This is a genomic window from Faecalibacter rhinopitheci, assembly GCF_015234135.1.
In the GTDB taxonomy this organism is placed as follows: domain Bacteria; phylum Bacteroidota; class Bacteroidia; order Flavobacteriales; family Weeksellaceae; genus Empedobacter; species Empedobacter rhinopitheci.
Window position 1 is genome coordinate 57,161 of the sequence record NZ_JADGIK010000004.1, and the last position, 21,965, is coordinate 79,125.

Below are 21,965 nucleotides of genomic sequence, written 5' to 3' on the forward strand. Positions count from 1 at the left end.
TTACTTGTAATTTAGCTATTGTGGGGGCAAAATTACGCTAAAAAAATTAAAAATATTTTCAAAAAGACTTGCGTAAACTGAAAACGCGTTCTATATTTGCAACCGCTTAGAACAAGTAACGACAGTTATTAAAGCTAAGTTAGGAGAGGTGCCAGAGCGGTAATGGAGCAGATTGCTAATCTGTCATCGGGTAACCGATGCCAGGGTTCGAGTCCCTGTCTCTCCGCAGTAGTTCATTAAAATATTTATTTTATCTACCAAGAAATTCGGGGTGTAGCGTAGCCCGGTCATCGCGCCTGCTTTGGGAGCAGGAGGTCGCAGGTTCGAATCCTGCCACCCCGACGAATTTCTAGTAATAGAAAATTTTGGATTGGCCCAATAGCTCAGCTGGATAGAGCAACTGCCTTCTAAGCAGTAGGTCTCAGGTTCGAATCCTGATTGGGTCACAAAATCGAAGTAGATAGAAAGTAAATTCGAAAGAGTTTAGGAGAGGTGCCAGAGTGGTAATGGAGCAGATTGCTAATCTGTCATCGGGTAACCGATGCCAGGGTTCGAGTCCCTGTCTCTCCGCTTTTTCTGAATTTTGAATTACACCTCGGGGTGTAGCGTAGCCCGGTCATCGCGCCTGCTTTGGGAGCAGGAGGTCGCAGGTTCGAATCCTGCCACCCCGACAAAACTTCTAGCAATAGAAAATTTTGGATTGGTCCAGTAGCTCAGCTGGATAGAGCAACTGCCTTCTAAGCAGTAGGTCTCAGGTTCGAATCCTGACTGGATCACAATCTAATGTTTAAAACCACACTTACAATAAGTGTGGTTTTTTTGTTTATATTTATTTACGTTTTTATATAATTGCAAAATGAATATTAATTCAAAAAAGAATTTAGGAGATAAAATTCAAAGATTTAATTTATTGTATCAATAATAAATTACTGTATTTGTTTTATTTAAAATAATTGAAATTGAGTAGTTTAATCTTTGTAATATAATATTACTAATAGATTTAAATAACATACTCTTTAATAAAAATACCCTAAAAAGGATATTTTTATTTTAATTCTTTTAAGCCTTTTTCACTTAATTGTTTATAATTAATGACAGGTTTTTCTAACTCAATGTTAACACTTGGAGTTTCAAAAAAGTCTAATTCGTATAGACCATCTTCTACAAACCAATGTTCTTTAATTAAATCGTAAATTTTATAAAATGTAGGTTTACGTTCAAGTTTTACTTTTTTATTTCCCTTAGCATCGGTAAAAACTTCAGCTTTTCTGGTATTTGCCATTACTTATCTTAAAATTTTAGATTACAAAATTATGTATTATTATTTAGTGAATGTAAATAATCACTATTTTTATATGTTGTAATTAAGAATGCTATTTTATTTTGAATAGATTTTATAAATTCGCCGAAATGTTATGAAAAAATTAGCCAGTGTAAGAATGATTTTAGGGTTATTCTTATTTATTTTAATTAGTTGTGGAAAAACAATTCTTCCAAACGATAACAAGGAGGATTTAACCCTACAAAATATTGAAACAGAAGGGAAGTGGATTGATAATAGTAAACACGTCAAGGTGTATTTTGAAGATGAATTAGAAAAGATTGTTTTAACCGATGGTTGCCAAATTGTATCTGCTAATTATAAGAAATTTTATCCTGCAATATCATTTACAGATATAATATTCACTCAAAAAACATGTAATAATATTTTGGGTTTAGATCAAATTTTAAAACAAACAAAATTTATACAAGCAAAATCTATAAATCAAATGGTTTTCATTAATGAAAATAAAGAAGAATTGCTTGTTATCAGGAAATTTTAGTAAAACCTTCTGAATATTAAAAACATATTTTAATTAACTTTGTAAAAATTTAACATTGAAAAAATTACTTGCTCTACCATTTTCAATAATCTTTTATTTATTGTATGGTTTAACGCTAATTGTAATGCATGTTGCACAATGGATAGCGTACAATTTGTTCGGTTATGAGGGACATCATAAGACAGTGAAATTAATGAATTGGCTGTTGGTACAAACAACAAAAGTATTATTTACAAGCTATACATACACAGGTAAACATAAAATTCCGAAAGGGGTACCAATTATTTTTGTGTCTAACCACCAAAGTATGTATGATATTTCTCCAATTGAATACGATTTAGCCGATTTTCATCCAAAATTTATTTCGAAAATTGAATTAGGTAAAGGAATTCCAAGTGTTTCTTATAATTTAAGAAATGGTGGATCAGCTTTAATTGATCGTAAAAATGGAAAGCAAGCAATAGATGCAATTAAAAAATTAGCTTTATTAATTCAAGAGAAGAATTACTCTGCAATTATTTTTCCTGAAGGAACAAGGAGTAAAGATGGTACTCCAAAAGCTTTTAAAGAAAGTGGTTTAAAGGTATTAACTAAATATGCAAAAGATGCTTACGTTGTACCGATTACTTTAAATAATACATGGAAAATTACAAAATGGGGTAAATTTCCGTTATATTTAGGAGCTAAAGTTTCTGTAGAATATCATGATCCTATGAAAGTTAGTGACTATAAATTCGATGAACTTTTTGCAAAGACGGAAGAAGTAGTAAAATCAAAAATAAACTATTAAATAAAAAATATGTCAATACATAATATTAGATTGGAAGTAATGCAACTTCTAGAGAAAGATGTTGATTCTTTCATGGATAAGTTCTTAGTTCCGGTTGAAAAAATTTGGCAACCAACTGATTTTTTACCAAATGCTCAATCAGATACTTTTTTTGATGAGATTAAGGAATTACAAGAAATTTCTAAGGATTTACCTAGTGATTTTTGGGTTACTTTAATTGGTGATGCAGTAACAGAAGAGGCTTTACCAACTTATGAATCTTGGTTATTAAACATGGATGGAGTAGTTGATGAAGAAGGAAGATATTTAGAAAACGGATGGGCAAAATGGATTAGACATTGGACAGGTGAAGAAAATCGCCATGGAGATGTTCTAAATAAATTTTTGTATCTATCTGGTCGTGTTAATATGCGCGAAGTAGAGATTTCTACGCAACACTTAATTAATGATGGTTTTGATATCGGTACATCTCATGATCCTTACCGTAATTTCGTTTACACGAGTTTTCAAGAATTAGCAACATATATTTCACATAATAACGTTTCAAAAATTGCGAAAGATTATGGTGCAAAAAAATTATCTCGTATGTGTAAGATTATCGCAGGAGATGAGATGAGACACCATTTAGCATATTCTGAATTTGTACGTCGTATTTTTGAAGTTGACCCGTCAGAAATGATGTTAGCAGTACAGTATATGTTTAAATTAAAAATTGTGATGCCTGCTCATTTCTTAAGAGAAGCTGGACAACAAAAAGGAAATTTATTTGAACCTTATTCAGATGCTGCACAACGTATAGGTGTATACACTGCACAAGATTATGTAGATATTATGAAAAAATTAATTCAGATTTGGGATATTGAGAACATTTCTGGTTTAACCGATGAAGCTGAAAAAGCTCGTGATTATATCATGAAATTCCCTGGACGTATGGAGCGTATCTCATCAAGAATAGTAATTCCTGAAGAGAGTTATGATTTCAAATGGTTAATTCCTGCAACTAGCAAATAATAACGAATATCATATTTATTTTAAGGCATTTCCGTAAGGGAATGCCTTTTTTTATTTTAATTTTAAGGAACACAACAAAACAAACATTTAAAATAATTTTATGGATGATTTCATCGCAGCTCGAAGTCAGATGGCTTTATCGCTCGGCTTTCACATTGTATTTTCCTGTGTAGGGATGGTAATGCCATTTATGATGGCTATTGCGCATTATAAATACTTAAAAACAGAAAAAGAAATTTACAAAGGGCTTACCAAAGCATGGAGTAAAGGTGTTGCTATATTGTTTGCAACTGGTGCAGTTTCGGGTACAATGTTATCCTTTGAATTAGGACTGTTATTCCCTAAATTTATGGAACATGCAGGGCCAATTTTTGGAATGCCTTTTTCGTTAGAAGGAACAGCATTTTTTATAGAAGCAATAGCATTAGGATTTTTTCTGTATGGTTGGGAGAAATTTAATAAATGGTTCCATTGGATTTGTGGAGTTATAGTCGGTATTTCAGGATTATCTTCCGGTATATTAGTTGTTGCGGCGAATGCATGGATGAATTCTCCGTCGGGTTTTGATTATATCAATGGAGAATATCTAAATATTGATCCAATAAAAGCCATGTTTAATGCCGCTTGGTTTTCTCAAGCCTTACATATGACTATTGCAGCTTTTTGTGCTACTGGATTTGCTGTGGCAGGTTTACATGCTTATCTTATTTTGAAAAATAAGAACATAGAGTTTCATAAAAAAGCTTTTAAAATTAGTGCTACAATGGCTGTTATCGCAGCATTATTAATGCCATTAAGTGGTGATATTTCTGCAAAAGACGTAGCAAAGCGTCAGCCCATAAAATTAGCTGCAATGGAAGCTCATTTTAAAACTGAAGAGAGTGCACCATTTATTTTGGGTGGAATTGTAGATCAAAAAAATGAAAAAGTAAATTATGCCATCAAGATACCTGGTGTTTTAAGCTTTCTTGTTCATTCGGATTTTAATAAAGAAGTAAAAGGTTTGAACGAGTTTCCGAGGGATGAATGGCCACCTGTATCTATAGTACACTATGCCTTTCAAATCATGATTACATTTGGAATGTTAATGATGGGCATTGCTATTGTGTATCTATTTGCAAAATTTTTCAAGAAAGAATGGATGGAGAAAAAATGGATGTTTCGGTTATTCGTTTGTGCTACCCCATTTGGTTATATTGCTCTAGAAGCAGGTTGGACTGTAACAGAAGTTGGGCGCCAACCTTGGATAATATATGGAGTAATGCGAACAATAGATGCTGTAACACCCATGCCTGGTATACAATATTCATTTTATATTTTCACCGCAGTATTTGTTTCATTATCAATTATATTAGTGTTTTTGATGAATCGACAAATTCAAATGGTGGCAAAATTATATGATCCAAATGATCCAGACTATAATCCTAAAAAATATTAAATATGATCTATGTTGTAATTGCATTTTTATGGACGGCTCTAGGTATGTATATTATATTTGGAGGTGCAGATTTTGGAGCAGGTATTGTTGAACTGTTCTCAAAAAAAGATTATAGAGAAAGATCGCAGACCATAATGTATAAATCCATAGGTCCTATATGGGAAGCCAATCACATGTGGTTAATTATAGCTATTGTAATCCTTTTTGTTGGTTTTCCAAAAATTTATGCAGATTTATCTAATTATTTACATATTCCGTTAGTAATTATGTTGCTTGGTATTATTGCTAGAGGAACATCTTTTACATTTCGAAATTATGATGTTATAAAAGATAGATGGCATAAGTTATATACTTATATATTCACGTTTTCTAGTTTAATTACTCCATTATTTTTAGGAATAATTGCAGCTGCTACTGTATCAGGTTCTATTGACACTGAATCTAAAGATTTTTTAACTGCTTATATATATTCATGGCTTACATGGTTTAATATTTCAGTTGGAATTTTCACAGTTTCTATATGTGGATTTTTAGCTTCTATATACACAATCTATACAGTAGATGACAGAGATGAAGCAAAATTTTTACGAATAAGAGCAAACAAATTTACATATGCAATTTTTATAACAGGAGGTTTGGTATTCCTTATTTCATTTTGGAAAAATGTTCCTCTAATAGATTGGATTTTTTCTCATTGGATAGGATATCTCTCTGTAAGTTTAGCAACCATATCTATTATATTTTTAACTCAAGCTCTTAAGCGTGAACAAGATATTTTAATAAGAATATTAGCAGGATTTATAGTTTTAATGATTTTATTTTCAGTTTCTTATTCTCATTTTCCGAATTTATTGTTATTTAAAAATGGAACAACATTATCACTATTAGATTCTAATCATTCTCAGCGTACTATAGAATTACTAGGATGGGCTTTATTGCTAGGAAGTGTTTTTATTTTGCCATTTTTATTTTATTTGATTTATTCTTTTAATAAAAAGACTTTTTTGAAATAAATAATGGTACATATTTTGTGATAGCTGAATTATAATTAAGAAAAATGATGAAATACATATTCATGTTTATCATTTGCTTTTTTATAATAGGATGTAAGTATAAATCACCGAAAGCTAAATATTCAATAATTGAAGTAGATACAATAGCAATCGACTTGAAAGATTTGCAGACAGACGTAAAGGAGGTAAGTGATATAGAAGATTAGATAAATTTAAGTTACTCGATTGATAGATAGTAGTTAAAAAAATAAAAGTCATGGAAATATTTCCATGACTTTTATTTTTTTAACTACCTTTTATAGATTTATAAAAAGGTAGTGATTTTTCAAATTTATATAAAATAAGATTATTTTATTCTCCTAAGTATTCAACAGTTTTTGAATCACCGTTTACATTGACTTTAGTTAAATTATATTTTGCTAAATTTTTCATTGATTTATCCCATTTCTTACCACTTAAGGCAGATTGTATTTTTAAATCGGCTAATTCAATATTGTTGTTAGCTTTTAATAAAGCAATAATTGTATTTTCTTCTTCAGTTAGTTCATAAGATGGTGCAGCTTTCTCAGGACGCATTTGTGGGAAGAATAAAACTTCTTGAATTGAAGGATTATTCGTTAAATACATAATTAAACGATCCATTCCGATTCCTAATCCACCTGTTGGAGGCATACCGAATTCTAAAGCACGTAAGAAATCTTCATCAATAAATTCCCCAGCTTCGTCATCACCTTTAGCAGATAATTTTAATTGTTCTTCAAAACGCTCACGTTGATCGATTGGATCATTTAACTCTGAATAAGAGTTTGCAATTTCTTTCCCACAAACCATTAATTCAAAACGCTCTGTTAAGTTTGGATTATCGCGGTGCTCTTTTGTTAAAGGAGACATTTCTTTTGGATAATCAGTAATGAAAGTAGGTTGGATATAGTTTCCTTCACATTTTTCACCAAAGATTTCGTCAATTAATTTACCAACACCCATTGTTTCATTTACATCGATACCCATGCCTTTAGCAGCTTCAAATAATTCTGCTTCGGTTTTACCTTCGATATCAAAACCTGTAAAATCAATAATAGATTGACGCATTGTTACACGTTTATAAGGTGCTTTAAAGTTAATTTTGTGTTCACCAAAAGTAGCTTCAGAAGTCCCGTTTACAGCTATAGCACAGTGTTCTAATAATTGCTCTGTAAAGTCCATCATCCAGTTGTAGTCTTTATAAGCTACATAAATTTCCATTGCTGTAAATTCAGGATTGTGTGTACGGTCCATACCTTCGTTACGGAAGTTCTTAGAAAATTCGTAAACACCTTCAAAACCACCAACGATTAATCGTTTTAAATACAATTCGTTTGCAATACGTAAGTATAATGGAATGTCTAACGCATTGTGATGAGTAATAAATGGACGCGCAGCAGCTCCACCTGGAATAGATTGTAAAACTGGAGTTTCAACTTCCATGTAGCCACGTTCGTTGAAGAAATTACGCATTGCTGTAAATAATTTAGTTCTCTTTATGAAAATTTCTTTCACTTGAGGATTAACAACTAAATCTACATAACGCATACGGTAACGTAACTCTGGATCTACAAAAGCATCATAAACTTTACCTTCCTCATCAGTTTTAACGACAGGTAAAGGACGAAGAGTTTTTGCTAAAACTTTTAAATTTGTAACATGTATAGAAATCTCACCAACTTTGGTTTTGAAAACATATCCTTCGATACCAATAAAATCTCCAATATCTAATAATTTTTTGAAAACCGTGTTGTATTCAACAGCTTCTTCAGTTGAAGAAATATCTTCACGAGATACATAGATTTGTATTCTACCTTCAGTGTCTTGTAATTCAGCAAAAGATGCTTTTCCCATTACACGCACACTCATCATACGACCTGCAAGCTTCACAATCTTACCTTCTTCGTATTTTTCCTTTATTTCTTTTGAATTTGAAGTAATTTCGAATTCTTCAGCAGGATAAGGCTCGATACCTAAATCTCTTAATTGCTGTAATTTTTCTCTACGAATAATTTCTTGTTCAGACAATTGCATGATTGTTATGATTTATTTTTAAATAGATTGCAAAATTATGAAATTTAATTCGGATTTCCGAAGTTAATTTCACTCGAATATGTATGATAAAATAAGGGATTTATGGGGATTTGATTTAAAATAATTCAAATCTTCTTTCTAAGGTATAATCCGTATCTTGAAAATGAACTTTTTTAATTTCAAGGCTATACGATAGCCATCCATTATCCTTTATACGAGATGTTGTTGTAACGTTATAGATGATATTATCATTTAAACGATTTTGGTCAGGTTCATCAACATTTAATTCTTGTGATAATTTTTTTAAATAATTAAACCAAGAATTAGCTAACCATTCTTTATCAGCAGTTTGAATGCTTTTCATGATGTAATTTGTACCTGTGAAAGCAATATCTGTAAGACGAATATTAGTAACTGCAGGAGTAGGGGACATACTGAATAGATTATCCATATATGAATTATACTCTACATAATTTTTATTCTTAATGAATTCACCTTTACCATAAAATAAATGATACTGATTAATATCTTTTTCAAATATTTTAGCAAAATTTTCAGGTGTTGAATAATTTTTAACTAATTCATTTATTTTTTCTAAAATAGGAGTGTCGTCTAAATATTGATTCTGAATTTTCTCAGCAGATTTTAAATAATTCGCTATTGAATGATCTAAATTACTGTATCTCAAAAATCTACCATCTGTATCTACAATAAAGTAAAATTTAAGATTATCGATAAGGTAAATAGGGTTATTTACAAACTTAGTTGAATTAAATTTTATGTTTGAATAGGTCCAACTTATTGTTGTTTCATCTTCAAATATATCTTCAACTTTAATTTGTATATCGTAAGAAATCTCTTCTTGTTGTATAGATTCTTCGTTAGTATATTTTGTTTCTTTTGTTGTAAAATGATAGTTTTTCACATCATTTACATTCCAAAATGTTTTAACATTTACGATAGAATCACCTTCGATTATTTGAGCAAATGAAATAATAAAAGTAAACGTAAAAAATAAAAAAGTATAAAATTTCTTCATTTCAGTAAAAATGATGGTTTATATTTCAAAAGTAATGAAATATTTAAAAATACATCCATTCATGAAAATAAATCAGAAAATTATTTATCACGCTTTATATTAAGATGGTTAATCGTTTTTTTAGATCCAATATTCATAATAAATTTATAGTCAGATTCTAATAAAATCGCATTTTTATCATACTTAGAAACATATCCAACTTTAAGTTCAATAGTTTCTGAATATTTTTTTATTTCTTTCTTAATTTGATCTTGGGTTAGTTGTAAATTTTTATCATTTAGCATGTAATATGCCATTTCTTCCCATAATTTTTCAAAATCATCTTTACTTAAATTTTGATCAGAAACAATGGTAAATGTTTCATCTTTTTTATCAATTTCTTGTAAAAATGTAGTTGTACTAGACGAAATAGGAAAGCCAAATATATTGTCTTGCAATGTTTTACCGATATATTCCTCGCCTAGTTTTAAGTAATAACCATTAAAAAAATTAAGTACTTGGATTTCTTGTTCAAAAACATAGGGAATATATGTTTCTGAATTAATCATGCTTTCTAAAGAAACTATGTTTTCTTTATATCCTTTTACTTTTCTTTTTTTATCATAGAGTTCATCAGTTACTTTTAAAAAACTTTTTCGAATATCATTAATATTCAATAACTCCAGAAATTCACCTGAAAGATTAGTTGTAAATTGATATTTAATTCCGTCAGAATTGTTGATAAAATCTCTATAGAAATCATCAGGATCATTGGAAGTGTTTTTCCCATTTATTAATTCTAACTTATAAGCAAAGTTGTTTTTATCTAAAACTTGTACTGTTTTTTTAGAATTGTTTACAACATTCATTACCGTATCATTCACATTGATTGATATATTTCTATCCGAAAAATTATAATTATAAATTTTCTTCAACTCCCAATTAGGTTTAACTTGTACGGCGTTATTTTCGTAATCTATTTGTGCAAATACACTTGAACAAATAAGGATATTTACAAAAAGTAAAATTTTTTTCATTCTGATTTTAGAGATTGTGCAAATATAGAATGATTATTGTTATTCTTGTTGATTTATTGCACGAATCATTGTGTCGATTGGCTTAGTTTCTACAATTTCTTTTTCCATTAGAGTTCCACCAATTTCTTTTAGCTTTTTGACTTGCGGAATAAATCTACTTTCTAATGATCCTATGGCTTTATTATAACTCTGTGAAGCTTGGTTCAAATTATGTCCGACAGAAGCAAAGTGTTGTATAAGAACATTGACTCTGTTATATAATTCGATACCTGCATCACGCATCTGATAAATATTATCTGCAACATGAATTTGTTGCCAACTAAAAGCTATAGTTCTTAGCATTGTAATAAGCGTGGTAGGTGTTGCAATAATTATTCTATTATTTAAAGCATCTTCTATCAAAGTTCGGTCCAATTCTAATGCTGCTCCAAATGAACTCTCTATTTGTAAGTACATTACAACATAATCTGGGGTATCATTATATTGGCTCCAATAAGCTTTAGAACTAAGATTTTTAAGATGTTCTCTTACAGCTTTACCATGTAAAACAAGATGTTGTCTTCTCACCGAATCATCTTCTGTTTCAAAAGCCATCATGTATTGATTTAAGGGAACTTTAGAGTCAATAATTACTTTTCGTTTTCCAGGTAAATTAACAATTAAATCTGGGCGCAATAAACCATTTTCTGATTGTACAGAAGTTTGCTCTTCAAAATCACAAAACTCAGACATACCTGCAAATTCTACAACCCTGCGAAGTCCAATTTCTCCATATTTTCCTCTTGTATGAGATGTTTTTAAAGCAGAGACAAGAGTATTAGTTTCTTTCTGAAGTTTTTCTGTAGTATACTTCATATTATCCAAGAAGACTTTTATCTCAGAATATGCGCCTTCTCTAGCTTTTTCAATTTCTTGAATTTTACCATCAAATTTATTTAAACTATCATTTAATGGTTTTACAAGAGAATCTATAGCTTGCTGGCGCTTATCTAAATCATTTTTAGAATCAGAGAAATGTTTTTCTAATGTTGTTTTTGCAAGATCAAGAAATTGTTGGTTATTATTTTGCAACACTTTGGAAGATAAAGATTCGAACTGTTCTTTCAATCGATCATTCGTTTCTGCTAGGAATATCTTTTGTTGTTCTGTGGCTTTTAAGGCTTCTTGATGTATAGCGTTTAATTCAGTATAGCGTTCTTTTTCTTTAAACCATTCGCGCTGCAATTCATTCGCATTGTCTTTAGCCTCGTTCAGTTCAACTTTTAATTGAATGTTTTGCTTTTCTAATTCTTCAAACTGGATTTTATTTTTTATTTGTTCTGAAGATAATTTACTTTTTGTATATAAATAGGCGATAATAGCACCAATTACAAAAAATACCAACGAAATAAGAATCATATTACCATTCATTTTAGCTTATTTTAATACAAAGAAATGAAATAAATCGACAAAGTATGTCGCTTAGAATGATATTATTTGAAGGTTGTAGTTATATAACTATTTTATATCCTATTAATAAATTGAAATAAGACTATTTATAAATATTTATGGGTGTTTATATTAAAATACCCATTCATGAGCTGAATGGGTAAATATGTTATTTTTTTATAGATTTTAGAAATAAGTTAACCTCATCAGGTTGACGTGTACCTATTAAAAGATTTGTACCATTTTTAAAAAATATTTTGATACCCTTATTACCAGAAGGATTAATAGCAATTCCATTTTTGCTTCTTCTATATCCCCAACCTCCATATTCTTTCATTGCAGAATATTCAATCACGTTTACTTTTTTGATTTCAGACCAATTAATTTTTTTATTGTAAACATTAAAAGGTATAATCTTTATTTGTATACCTTCTTCAGAAATTTCTGTTTTAACTTTAAAAAGAATGAATAAACAGATGCTTATAAATAAAATAGTAATTGAGACTAAAGAAATTATCTTGAAACCTTCTGTAATGTTATTGTAGATAATTTTACCTAATAAAATTGTAACTAATAAAACAATTATTTTATTGAATGTAGAGTCGAATAAGCGTTGAGTTTCTGTAAAAGGATTCATGTATTTAATTTTTATAAAAATACGTTGATTCGGCTAAATAATAGGCTGTTCTTCTAAATTATTTTTTGCTCTAATGATATCCTTCGTTTCGTAAAAAAGATTTTTGATGTATTCTGCAGAGTCTATTAGATGAGGATATAAAATACTTTCATCCTTAGTTTCTTTAAAACCAATTTCCAAAATAGGGTCGATATAAAATAAAATAGATGATGATATAAGTAAAATTATAGCTAAACCCAATGCAGCACCTGCAAGGCGGTTAATAATTCCTAAACCAATATATTCAACAGTTTTTTGTGCAATTTTAGATATAAATTTAATACTGAAAAAAGCAATTACAAAGGTTAATATTAATGAAACAATAGATACTAAACCATCTGCAACAATATTTTGTGCTCCAATAATTGTTTCTACGATTTGATAAAATTTAAAGCTTATTGCAATTGCAACTATAAAACCTAATAATCCAATTAATTGGGATATAAATCCTTTAAAAAAACCATTTACTACACCAAAAGCTACTGCTAATGCAATAAGAATATCTAAATTATTAAATGTTGATACGTAATCCAATTTTGATAAATTTAGCTGCAAATATATTTATTTGTAATGTTAAAAAGTGTGAAGATTTATGTCTCACTAAAATATTGTGTATAAAAAAACCTCCATTAGGAGGTTTAAAGTTTTATAAATTTACTAATTGATGTTTAGAAGCTATTTTAGCAAGCGTACTAACTAATGCATCAATATCCTCTTTTGTGTTCAGATAGCTGAATGAAACGCGAAGAGGTGTCATTTGATTAATTTCTTCTTCTGTATACAATGTTTCCATAACTTTAGAAACTTTAGCAGCGCCAGAAGAACATGCAGAACCTTGAGATACGGCAATACCAGCAAGCTCTAATTCAAAGCTAATTAATGGATCATGAAAAGGTAATTTAATACTTAAAACAGTATATAAACTTTTTTCAAAATCTGCACTTAATCCATTAAATGAAACACCAGGAATATTTAATTTTAATTGGTTTATTGCATATTCTTTGATTCCTTCAATGTGTTTTTTATGACTACTCAATTCCTCAATAGAAATTTCTAAAGATTTAGCTAGTCCCACAATTCCATAAATATTTTCTGTTCCAGATCTTAAGCCTCTTTCTTGACCACCACCTGCAATTAAAGGTTTTATATGAGTAGATTTTTTTGCGTATAAAAAACCAGCCCCTTTTGGTCCATGAATTTTATGGGCAGAACAAGATGCAAAGTCAATTCCTAACTCTTGAAAATCTAGTTTATAATGTCCTATCGTTTGCACTGTATCTGTATGAAATAGAGCCTTGTTTTCTTGACATAATTTAGCTACTCGTTCAACATCTAATAAATTTCCTAATTCATTATTGGCGTGCATTAATGAAACTAAAGTCTTTTTGGAATCATCTTTTAATAAGTCTTCTAACTGACTATAATCTATAGAACCATCTTTAAAAATATTAAGTCGAATAACTTCGATACCATTTCTGTTTTCAATATCATTTATACTTTCTAGAACACATTTATGCTCCATATAAGACGAAATTATTCTTTTAACACCTAAATCATTTACACAAGATTTGATAATTGTATTGTTGGATTCAGTTCCACAAGATGTGAAATAAATTTCTGATGGAGATGCATTAAACTGCTGAGCAATTTTTTTTCTCGAAAGTTCAAGTAATGCCTTAGCTTCTCTTCCGAAAACATGAGTTGATGAAGGATTTCCGTAGCAGTTTTTCATTACAGTAACCATTTCTTCGATTACTTGTGGATGAATAGCTGTTGTCGCAGCATTATCTAAATAAACTTTTTGCATGATAATATTTTTTAACACTTATATTACTTAAGTGTGTTTTTTTGAGGGATGAATTGTAGTACAAATGTATAAATTCAATTACATTTAATCAATAGTTTTTTTATTATTGAAAACGCATTAAATCTGAGCTTAAAAATCGCCATTCTGAGGTAAGAATCACACCGTTGTTTAGTGTAAACCATGGTGAAAGATCCGTTTCGTTTGGGTTAGAAATGATATGTATGTCTTGTCCTGGATAAAAACTTTGTGCTAATATAAATATTTTTTCTCCTTTACTATTTTTAGCCATATCTACAACTATCGCTGCATGGCCACGTAAGTAGGATTTTTGAATAAATACATCTCCAATTTGTATTTCTTTCCAATGAATACTATTTAGTTTTGATAGAATGGTATTTGGTGTAGTCTGTAATAAAAGATATTCTAAATATTCCTGAAATTTTTCATAGCTATAATCGTTTTGTACATATTCTACGTATTTTTTAATATCAATTTTCTCATTAATAGGAAAATCAATTTCATTATACATTTTTTGATTATACAAATATTCTGCTCGTAGTCTGATAATTGCATTTGCATTATATTGTATGTTTTTATCAGATTGTTTTAAATCGATAACATCAATATAACTACCCAAATTTTCTTTTTCAGTTCCATCATAATATTTAACATTTTTATTATTTCGAGAAATAGGGAGTTGTGTTAAATACAATCCGAAATCTGAGTTAGGTTTAATTTTAATATATCCTTTAGGAGTCTTATAACGTGAATTTATAGTATAACCATTTGCAACAAGTAATTTTTCGTTTCTTGTAATTGGTGGAAAATCTGTGCTTATATTATCATGATCTGAGGTAAGAGAATTACAACTGATAAATGCAGAAAAAATTATAACAAAAAAATAAAATTTAGGTTTCATTGTAGGGGATTTCTCTTGAGCAAAAGAAACCCCAATTTAATTAATTTTCTTTTAACTGAGTTATTTTATCTCGAAATTCAGCAGCTTTTATGAAATCTAAATTTTTTGCTGCTTTTTCCATTTCTTTCTGCAAGTTTTGAATCATTTTATCCCGATCTTTTATTGAATAGTCAATTTTATCCTCTGCAGCATGTGCAACAATTTTCTTTTGATCGTATGGATTATTTTCAAAATCATTGGCAGCTAAACTTAATTTGTTGATTTTCTTATTAAGCGCTTCAGGGACTTTATTATGATCTTTATTGTATTTGATCTGTATTTCTCGTCTGCGTTCAGTTTCATCAATAGTTTGCTTCATGCTATCAGTAATTTTATCTGCATACATAATTGCCAATCCATTAATGTTACGTGCTGCACGCCCCACAGTTTGTGTCAGCGAGCGATTACTTCTAAGAAAACCTTCTTTGTCTGCATCTAAAATAGCAACTAAAGAAACTTCAGGAAGATCTAAACCTTCACGTAATAAATTAACTCCAACTAAAACGTCAAACAATCCAGTTCTCAAGTCAGCCATAATTTGTACACGTTCCAACGTATCTACATCAGAGTGTATATAACGACATCTAACTCCATAGCGCGTTAAATATTTAGTTAACTCTTCTGCCATTCGTTTTGTAAGAGTAGTAACTAACACACGTTCGTCTACCTCAACACGTTTATTAATTTCTTCCATCAAATCATCTACTTGATTTTGTGATGGACGAACTTCTATTACAGGGTCTAATAATCCTGTTGGGCGAATAACTTGCTCAACAACAACACCTTCTGATTTTTCTAACTCATATTGTGCAGGGGTTGCGGAAACATATATTACTTGATTTTGTAAAGCTTCAAATTCTTCAAATTTCAAAGGTCTATTATCCATTGCTGCAGGCAAACGGAAACCATATTCAACTAGATTCTCTTTGCGCGAACGATCTCCTCCATACATTGCGTGTACTTGGGATACAGTAACATGCGATTCATCAATAACCATTAAGTAGTCTTGAGGAAAATAATCTAACAGACAGAAAGGTCTTGTCCCAGGTTCGCGTCCATCTAAATAACGTGAATAATTTTCGATTCCTGAACAGTAGCCTAACTCTTTAATCATCTCTAAATCAAATTCTGTACGTTCTTTTAATCGTTTAGCTTCAAGATATTTACCTATATCTTGGAAATAACTTTCTTGCTTACCTAAATCGATTTGAATATGTTGTATTGCATTATTTAATGAATCCTTGGATGTGACAAAGATATTTGCTGGATAAATATTAATCTTGTCTAAGCGTGATGAGCTTTCTCCAGTTTCGGGATTAAAAATTGTAATTTCCTCAATTTCATCACCAAAAAAGCTTATTCTGATTCCATCATCTGCATAAGCTGGATATATATCTAAGGTGTCACCTTTTATTCGGAAGTTTCCACGTTGAAATAAGCCTTCAGTGCGTGAGTATAATGCTTGTACTAATTGTTGTAGGAATTTAGTTCTTGAAATAATCTGACCAGTTTCCACTTCAATTACATTTTTATGAAATTCTGAAGGATTTCCGATACCATATAAACAAGAAACGGATGCAACTACCAAAATATCGCGGCGACCAGACAAAAGTGATGAAGTAGTGCTTAAACGAAGCTTTTCTATCTCTTCATTAATAGACAAATCCTTTTCAATATAAGTTCCGGAAGTAGGGATATAAGCTTCTGGTTGATAATAGTCATAGTACGACACAAAGTATTCTACAGCATTATTAGGAAAAAATTCTTTGAATTCCATGTAAAGCTGTGCTGCTAAAGTTTTATTGTGTGCAAGAACCAATGTAGGTTTTTGAATTTCTTGTACGACATTTGCAACTGTAAATGTTTTACCCGAACCAGTAACACCTAAAAGTGTTTGATATTTTTCGCCACTTGTAATTCCAGCTACAAGCTCGTTAATTGCTTTTGGTTGATCTCCTGTTGGACTAAATTCAGAATTAAGTTTAAACTGCATAATGCAAATTTACAAAAACGAACAGGAATAAATGTGGATGAGGAAAGTTAAAAAAAAATAAAAAGGCGACGTGAGTCACCTTTTCATCAAAACCACAAAAAAATGAGAAAACTGTTTACTTAGTAAACAAACTTCCTTCCATTATTACAAGCTATTGCCCGCTATAACCATTGCAAATATAGGCCTGTTTTTTTCCTGAACACAATAAAAAACAATTGTTTCTTTTGTAGGTGTGTATAAAACTTATTTATATAGTTTGTATTTGTTTGATAAATAAGGGGGTTGAAAAAGTGTTTAATCGTTTATGGTGTTATATAAACACTAGCGAATTTTCGCTAAATTCCATAAATCATCTAATTGGTTTAAGGTCATTTCGCCTAGTATTAACCCTTTTTCTTGTGCAATTTCTTCTAAAATTTGAAATCTTTTGATGAATTTTTTGTTTGATTTTTCCAATGCATCATCAGCATTGATTCCAACAAAGCGTCCATAATTGATTAAAGAGAACAAAATATCTCCAAATTCCATTTCTTTATCGATAGGATTTGGTTCATTTTTAAACTCAATAATTTCTTCTTGGATTTTTTCAAATACTTGTTCTGAATTTTCGAATTCAAAACCAACTCCTTTTACTTTGTCTTGGATGCGATAAGCCTTAACCATCGCAGGCAGGGAAGATGGAACACCAGAAAGTACAGATTTGTTGCCTTCTTTAAGTTTTAATTTTTCCCAATTTTGTAGAACTTTTTCTTCTGTGTCGGCTTGTACTTCACCGTAGATATGAGGATGTCTGTGAATTAACTTATCACAAATAGAATTCAGTACATCAGCTACGTCAAATTGACCTTGTTCTGATGCTATTTTAGAATAAAAAACTAGGTGAAGAAAGACATCACCTAGTTCTTTTTTTATTTCATCTGAATCATTTTCGATGATAGCGTCCGAAAGTTCGTAAATTTCCTCGATGCTTAAAGTGCGCAACGATTCATTAGTTTGTTTACGATCCCAAGGACATTTTTCACGTAACTCATCCATTATATCCAACAAGCGATTGAAGGCTTCTAATTGAGCTTTACGTGTATTCATATCAAAAATTATTCTTCAGTTTTTTTCTTTGTAGTTTTTTTAGCAGCAGTTTTCTTAGCTGGTTTTTCTTCACCTGTTTCAGCTTTTGCTTTTTTAGGAGCAGCTTTCTTTTTAGGTTTAGCTTCTACAACTTCTTCAGTTTCAACTTTTGCTTCAACTTCTACCGGAGCTTTTGCAGCTTCAATTTCTGCTTGTTGAGCAGCGATTGCAGCTTCTACAGCAGCTAAGTCGATGTTTAATAATCCTTTAGATTGTAAAATGTTATACCATTGGAATAACTTTTTTAAATCAGAATCGTAAACTCTTGTATCGTCATATTCTGGTAAAACTTGTTCCATGTAAGCACGTAATTCTGCTCCAGATGATTTGTGGTCGATAGAAGCACCACCGTTTTCTTTTTTGTAAATTCTAAAGAAAACTTCTGCTAAAGGGTATTCTTGAGAAACACCGTAGATAGCTACGTTTTCTAATAAACTAACATTGTAGTTAGCGGCAATAGATACTTTTTTTCCTTTGTCTAAATCTTCAACAATGAAACCATTTCTTGTTTGAGAAACTAAACGGTATAAACCTGGTTTTCCTGAAATCGCGATAACTCTTGATAAATCCATATTCTAATTTATGTTTAAGGGACTATATAGGGAATTTCATCTTATAAGATGTATTCACATTCCCTTTTGTTATGTTTTTTAATTTATTACTTATTAATTTCTTTTTAAAGCTCGAAATATAATCAATAAATAGTTTTCCATCCAAATGATCATATTCATGTTGTATTACTCGAGCTCTAATATCTGAAAATGTTTCCGTATGTTTTTTCCAGTTTTCATCATAATACTCTAAAGTAATAGATTCTGGTCTTGCCACATCCTCATGTATGTGAGGAATGCTTAAACATCCTTCTGTGAATTTCCACTCATCACCTTCAGATTCGCTAATTTTTTTAGGGTTAATGAAGACTTTTTTAAATGATAGAATTTCTTCTTTTATATCTTCATAATCTTCATCTTCAGCAAACGGACTACAATCTACTACGAATAAACGAATATCGCGACCAATTTGTGGAGCGGCAATACCAACTCCATTTGAGTCATACATTGTCTCAAACATATTGTCAATTAATTCGGTTAAGTTTTTGTATTCCTGATCTATGTTTTGTGAAACTTTACGAAGGACAGGGTCTCCATAAGCTACAACTGGTAATACCATTTAATTTTATTTTTTATTAAATAATGGGCAAAGATACAATTTTGTTATAGTTTATGAGATAAAAATGATTGTAAAATTATCACAGCACTTACTTTATCTAATATTCCTTTTTCTTGTCTTTTTTTCTTTTTCATCCCTCCACTTACTAATGCTTGTGAGGCCATTTTAGATGTAAACATCTCATTTTCACGATGGATTTTAATAGTCGGGTACTTCTGAGAAAATTTATCAATGAATTTTTTTATTTCAATTTCAATATCATTTGTCTGCATGTTAAAATGTAAAGGTAAACCTACCACTAGGTCTGATACATTTTCAGTAAATAGATATTTATCAAAGAAATCCATTAATTTACTAGTTTCGATTGTATCCACTGGTGATGCGATGATTTGCATTTCATCTGTTGCTGCAACTCCTGTTCTCTTACCACCAAAATCTATTGCTACTATTCTTGCCATTCGGCAAATTTATAAAAACGTTTATTTAAACACATATATATTTTATATTTGTGGCTTATATAGGTACAGAAAATGGAAAATTTAAGAGAAATAATCGAAAAAGCTTGGGATAATCGTGAATTATTACAAGAAGATTCTACGCAAAAAGCAATTCGTGATGTAATCGAATTAATTGATAATGGACAATTACGTTGCGCAGAACCAATAGAAGGAGGATGGCAAGTAAATGAATGGGTAAAGAAAGCTGTTGTTATGTATTTCCCTATTCAGAAAATGGAAACGTTAGAAGCTGGGATTTTTGAATACCATGATAAAATGGAATTAAAACGTAACTATGCTGAAAAAGGAATTCGTGTAGTGCCTAATGCAGTTGCTCGTTACGGTGCTTATATTTCTTCAGGAGTAATTTTAATGCCTTCTTATGTAAATATTGGTGCTTATGTAGACGAAGGAACTATGGTGGATACATGGGCTACAGTAGGTTCTTGTGCACAAATCGGTAAAAATGTTCACTTATCAGGAGGAGTTGGTATCGGTGGAGTTTTAGAGCCTTTACAAGCGGCTCCAGTAATTATTGAAGACAATGCATTTATTGGATCTCGTTGTATCGTAGTAGAAGGTGTTCGTGTAGGAAAAGAAGCAGTGTTGGGTGCAAATGTTGTATTAACAGCTTCAACTAAAATTATTGATGTTTCGGGTGACGAACCAGTAGAGATTAAAGGATATGTGCCAGAACGTTCTGTTGTAATCCCAGGGTCTTATACGAAAAAATTTGCGGCTGGAGAATATCAAGTTCCTTGTGCATTAATTATCGGTAAGCGTAAAGAAAGTACAGATAAAAAAACATCTTTAAATGATGCTTTACGCGATCATAGCGTAGCAGTATAAAAAATTTAGATCAAAGCGATTCTTTTCTGGAATCGCTTTTTATTTCTAAAAATAGTTTAGAATTTTCTTAAAATTTTCACCTATGTGGTATTGAAATTAAGAAATTGATATTCCTAAATAATTACTAATTTTGTGCTATAAATAATATATATGAAGATTTTGATTATCCAACACAAAATGATAGGTGATGTGCTCATCACATCATTGTTGTGCGAAAATATCAAAAAAGCTTATCCTAATGCAACGATAGATTATTTAGTAAATAGTAATACTTTACCAGTATTAGAAAATAATCCTTACATAGATAATATTGTCGTATTCCAAGAAAAGCAAAATAAAGGTTTTCTAAATTTAATCAAATTCTGTAAGGATTTGAATCAGAATAAATATGATGTAGTAATTGACGCTTATTCTAAATTGCAAAGTTGGGTAAATATGTTAATAATTGACGCTCCTGTTCGAATTTCTTATAAGAAATCAGGTCGAAAATTTTTATATACTCATACCATTCAAAAAAGCGAAGAACCTGCAACAAATTTAGGATTATCCATAGAACACCGTCTATCTCTATTAGTTCCTATAGGAATTACCACTCCTTTAGCAACGCAACCTAAACTATATTTAACAAAAACTGAAATTACCAATGCTAAGAAATTATTCAATAATTTTAAGGTAAATACTTCTCGTAAAACAGTTATGATTAGTTTATTGGGTTCTGATGAAACTAAAACTTATCCATTAGATGAAATGGCCAAGTTGGTAAATTATGTAGGAGATAATTATAATGTAAATCTATTATTCAACTATTTACCCAGTCAAAAAGATCAAGCAACAGTCGTGTACAATCAATTAAATGATGTAGCAAAATCTAAAGTTTATTTTAATCTATTAGGAGATAACTTAAGATCATTTATCGCTATTGCAAATGAATGTGATCTAATTATAGGAAATGATGGAGGAGCTATTAACATGTCGAAAGCAGTAGACAATAAATCCTTTATTATATTTTCACCTTGGATAGATAAAAAAGTTTGGGCAACCTTTGAAGATGGTATTAATCATGTAAGTGTTCATTTAAAAGATTTTTACCCAGAAAAATTTAAAAATTTAAATAACAAACAAATTAAAAAAGAGGTAAAAAAGTTTTACGCCATGTTTGATTTTGAGTTATTTAAGCCTAAACTAGAGAAATTCTTAAAAAACTCTTTATAATAAATACAATTATAAAAAGTTTATATAACAGATTATACAATGACTTTTTCCAACATTTAAATTTT

22 protein-coding genes and 6 tRNA genes are annotated in these 21,965 nt (G+C 30.3%); 14 read left to right on the forward strand and 14 right to left on the reverse strand.

Annotated features, from left to right (window positions below; genetic code table 11):
* The first annotated feature begins 142 nt into the window (after positions 1-142).
* The 6 genes from IM532_RS06790 to IM532_RS06815 all read left to right on the forward strand — a co-directional run bounded on the left by IM532_RS06790 (position 143) and on the right by IM532_RS06815 (position 776).
* Positions 143-226 (forward strand) — tRNA-Ser (locus IM532_RS06790).
* A 41-nt stretch (positions 227-267) separates the two neighbouring features.
* Positions 268-342 (forward strand) — tRNA-Pro (locus IM532_RS06795).
* 30 nt (positions 343-372) lie between these two features.
* Positions 373-446, forward strand: a tRNA-Arg gene (locus tag IM532_RS06800).
* Between the two features lie 40 nt (positions 447-486).
* Positions 487-570: transfer RNA gene (locus IM532_RS06805), tRNA-Ser, on the forward strand.
* 26 nt (positions 571-596) lie between these two features.
* Positions 597-671: transfer RNA gene (locus tag IM532_RS06810), tRNA-Pro, on the forward strand.
* A gap of 31 nt (positions 672-702) precedes the next feature.
* Positions 703-776, forward strand: a tRNA-Arg gene (locus IM532_RS06815).
* 269 nt (positions 777-1,045) lie between these two features.
* Here the strand turns inward: IM532_RS06815 and IM532_RS06820 are convergent.
* Positions 1,046-1,282 carry a hypothetical protein gene (locus IM532_RS06820; RefSeq protein WP_194182705.1) on the reverse strand — a complete coding sequence of 79 codons (237 nt, stop codon included), beginning with the start codon at positions 1,280-1,282 and terminating at the stop codon, positions 1,046-1,048.
* Between the two features lie 133 nt (positions 1,283-1,415).
* Between IM532_RS06820 and IM532_RS06825 the strand changes: the two genes are divergently transcribed.
* From IM532_RS06825 to IM532_RS06850, 6 genes are all read left to right on the forward strand, one after another.
* On the forward strand, positions 1,416-1,823 hold the full coding sequence (locus tag IM532_RS06825) for a hypothetical protein (protein WP_194182706.1): 408 nt from the start codon (positions 1,416-1,418) through the stop codon (positions 1,821-1,823).
* A gap of 55 nt (positions 1,824-1,878) precedes the next feature.
* Positions 1,879-2,613 (forward strand): lysophospholipid acyltransferase family protein, encoded by a 735-nt coding sequence (locus IM532_RS06830; protein ID WP_194182707.1) that lies wholly within the window; start codon positions 1,879-1,881, stop codon positions 2,611-2,613.
* Between the two features lie 9 nt (positions 2,614-2,622).
* A complete protein-coding gene (locus IM532_RS06835) occupies positions 2,623-3,624 on the forward strand; it encodes an acyl-ACP desaturase (protein ID WP_194182708.1) in 1,002 nt (333 codons plus the stop codon).
* A 100-nt stretch (positions 3,625-3,724) separates the two neighbouring features.
* Positions 3,725-5,062: a cytochrome ubiquinol oxidase subunit I gene (locus IM532_RS06840; RefSeq protein ID WP_194182709.1), complete on the forward strand. Its 1,338-nt coding sequence runs from the start codon at positions 3,725-3,727 to the stop codon at positions 5,060-5,062.
* Positions 5,063-5,064: 2 nt separating this feature from the next.
* Positions 5,065-6,075 carry a cytochrome d ubiquinol oxidase subunit II gene (locus IM532_RS06845; protein WP_194182710.1) on the forward strand — a complete coding sequence of 337 codons (1,011 nt, stop codon included), beginning with the start codon at positions 5,065-5,067 and terminating at the stop codon, positions 6,073-6,075.
* 47 nt (positions 6,076-6,122) lie between these two features.
* The gene (locus tag IM532_RS06850) at positions 6,123-6,281 is read left to right on the forward strand and encodes a hypothetical protein (RefSeq protein WP_194182711.1); all 159 of its coding nucleotides are present in this window, start codon (positions 6,123-6,125) and stop codon (positions 6,279-6,281) included.
* Positions 6,282-6,426: 145 nt separating this feature from the next.
* Here the strand turns inward: IM532_RS06850 and lysS are convergent, their stop codons facing one another.
* The 13 genes from lysS to ruvX form a co-directional block, all read right to left on the reverse strand.
* The gene (gene lysS / locus IM532_RS06855) at positions 6,427-8,130 is read right to left on the reverse strand and encodes a lysine--tRNA ligase (RefSeq protein WP_194182712.1); all 1,704 of its coding nucleotides are present in this window, start codon (positions 8,128-8,130) and stop codon (positions 6,427-6,429) included.
* A gap of 115 nt (positions 8,131-8,245) precedes the next feature.
* Positions 8,246-9,169, reverse strand: coding sequence for a hypothetical protein (locus IM532_RS06860; protein WP_194182713.1), 924 nt, complete (start codon positions 9,167-9,169; stop codon positions 8,246-8,248).
* An 80-nt stretch (positions 9,170-9,249) separates the two neighbouring features.
* Positions 9,250-10,185, reverse strand: a complete 936-nt coding sequence (locus IM532_RS06865) for a hypothetical protein (RefSeq protein WP_194182714.1) — start codon at positions 10,183-10,185, stop codon at positions 9,250-9,252.
* Between the two features lie 39 nt (positions 10,186-10,224).
* A complete protein-coding gene (gene rmuC, locus IM532_RS06870; RefSeq protein WP_194182715.1) occupies positions 10,225-11,595 on the reverse strand; it encodes a DNA recombination protein RmuC in 1,371 nt (456 codons plus the stop codon).
* 187 nt (positions 11,596-11,782) lie between these two features.
* Entirely contained in the window at positions 11,783-12,250 is a 468-nt protein-coding gene (locus IM532_RS06875) for a hypothetical protein (protein WP_194182716.1), read from the reverse strand.
* 33 nt (positions 12,251-12,283) lie between these two features.
* Complete coding sequence (locus IM532_RS06880) at positions 12,284-12,823, reverse strand: CvpA family protein (protein ID WP_194182717.1); 540 nt, start codon at positions 12,821-12,823, stop codon at positions 12,284-12,286.
* A 112-nt stretch (positions 12,824-12,935) separates the two neighbouring features.
* Positions 12,936-14,096, reverse strand: coding sequence for a cysteine desulfurase family protein (locus tag IM532_RS06885; RefSeq protein WP_194182718.1), 1,161 nt, complete (start codon positions 14,094-14,096; stop codon positions 12,936-12,938).
* Between the two features lie 103 nt (positions 14,097-14,199).
* Entirely contained in the window at positions 14,200-15,015 is an 816-nt protein-coding gene (locus IM532_RS06890; protein ID WP_194182719.1) for a DUF4846 domain-containing protein, read from the reverse strand.
* A 40-nt stretch (positions 15,016-15,055) separates the two neighbouring features.
* Positions 15,056-17,047 (reverse strand): excinuclease ABC subunit UvrB, encoded by a 1,992-nt coding sequence (gene uvrB / locus IM532_RS06895; protein WP_194182720.1) that lies wholly within the window; start codon positions 17,045-17,047, stop codon positions 15,056-15,058.
* Positions 17,048-17,368: 321 nt separating this feature from the next.
* Positions 17,369-18,133, reverse strand: coding sequence for a nucleoside triphosphate pyrophosphohydrolase (gene mazG / locus IM532_RS06900; RefSeq protein ID WP_194182721.1), 765 nt, complete (start codon positions 18,131-18,133; stop codon positions 17,369-17,371).
* An 8-nt stretch (positions 18,134-18,141) separates the two neighbouring features.
* A complete protein-coding gene (locus IM532_RS06905) occupies positions 18,142-18,744 on the reverse strand; it encodes a DUF5606 family protein (protein WP_194182722.1) in 603 nt (200 codons plus the stop codon).
* 22 nt (positions 18,745-18,766) lie between these two features.
* Positions 18,767-19,342, reverse strand: coding sequence for a peptide deformylase (gene def, locus IM532_RS06910; protein WP_194182723.1), 576 nt, complete (start codon positions 19,340-19,342; stop codon positions 18,767-18,769).
* A gap of 44 nt (positions 19,343-19,386) precedes the next feature.
* Entirely contained in the window at positions 19,387-19,800 is a 414-nt protein-coding gene (gene ruvX / locus IM532_RS06915) for a Holliday junction resolvase RuvX (RefSeq protein ID WP_194182724.1), read from the reverse strand.
* Positions 19,801-19,872: 72 nt separating this feature from the next.
* On the opposite strand from ruvX, the gene IM532_RS06920 reads away from it, so the two are divergent.
* Positions 19,873-20,688, forward strand: coding sequence for a 2,3,4,5-tetrahydropyridine-2,6-dicarboxylate N-succinyltransferase (locus IM532_RS06920; protein WP_194182725.1), 816 nt, complete (start codon positions 19,873-19,875; stop codon positions 20,686-20,688).
* A 150-nt stretch (positions 20,689-20,838) separates the two neighbouring features.
* Entirely contained in the window at positions 20,839-21,900 is a 1,062-nt protein-coding gene (locus IM532_RS06925) for a glycosyltransferase family 9 protein (protein ID WP_228063681.1), read from the forward strand.
* The last annotated feature ends 65 nt before the right edge of the window (positions 21,901-21,965 follow it).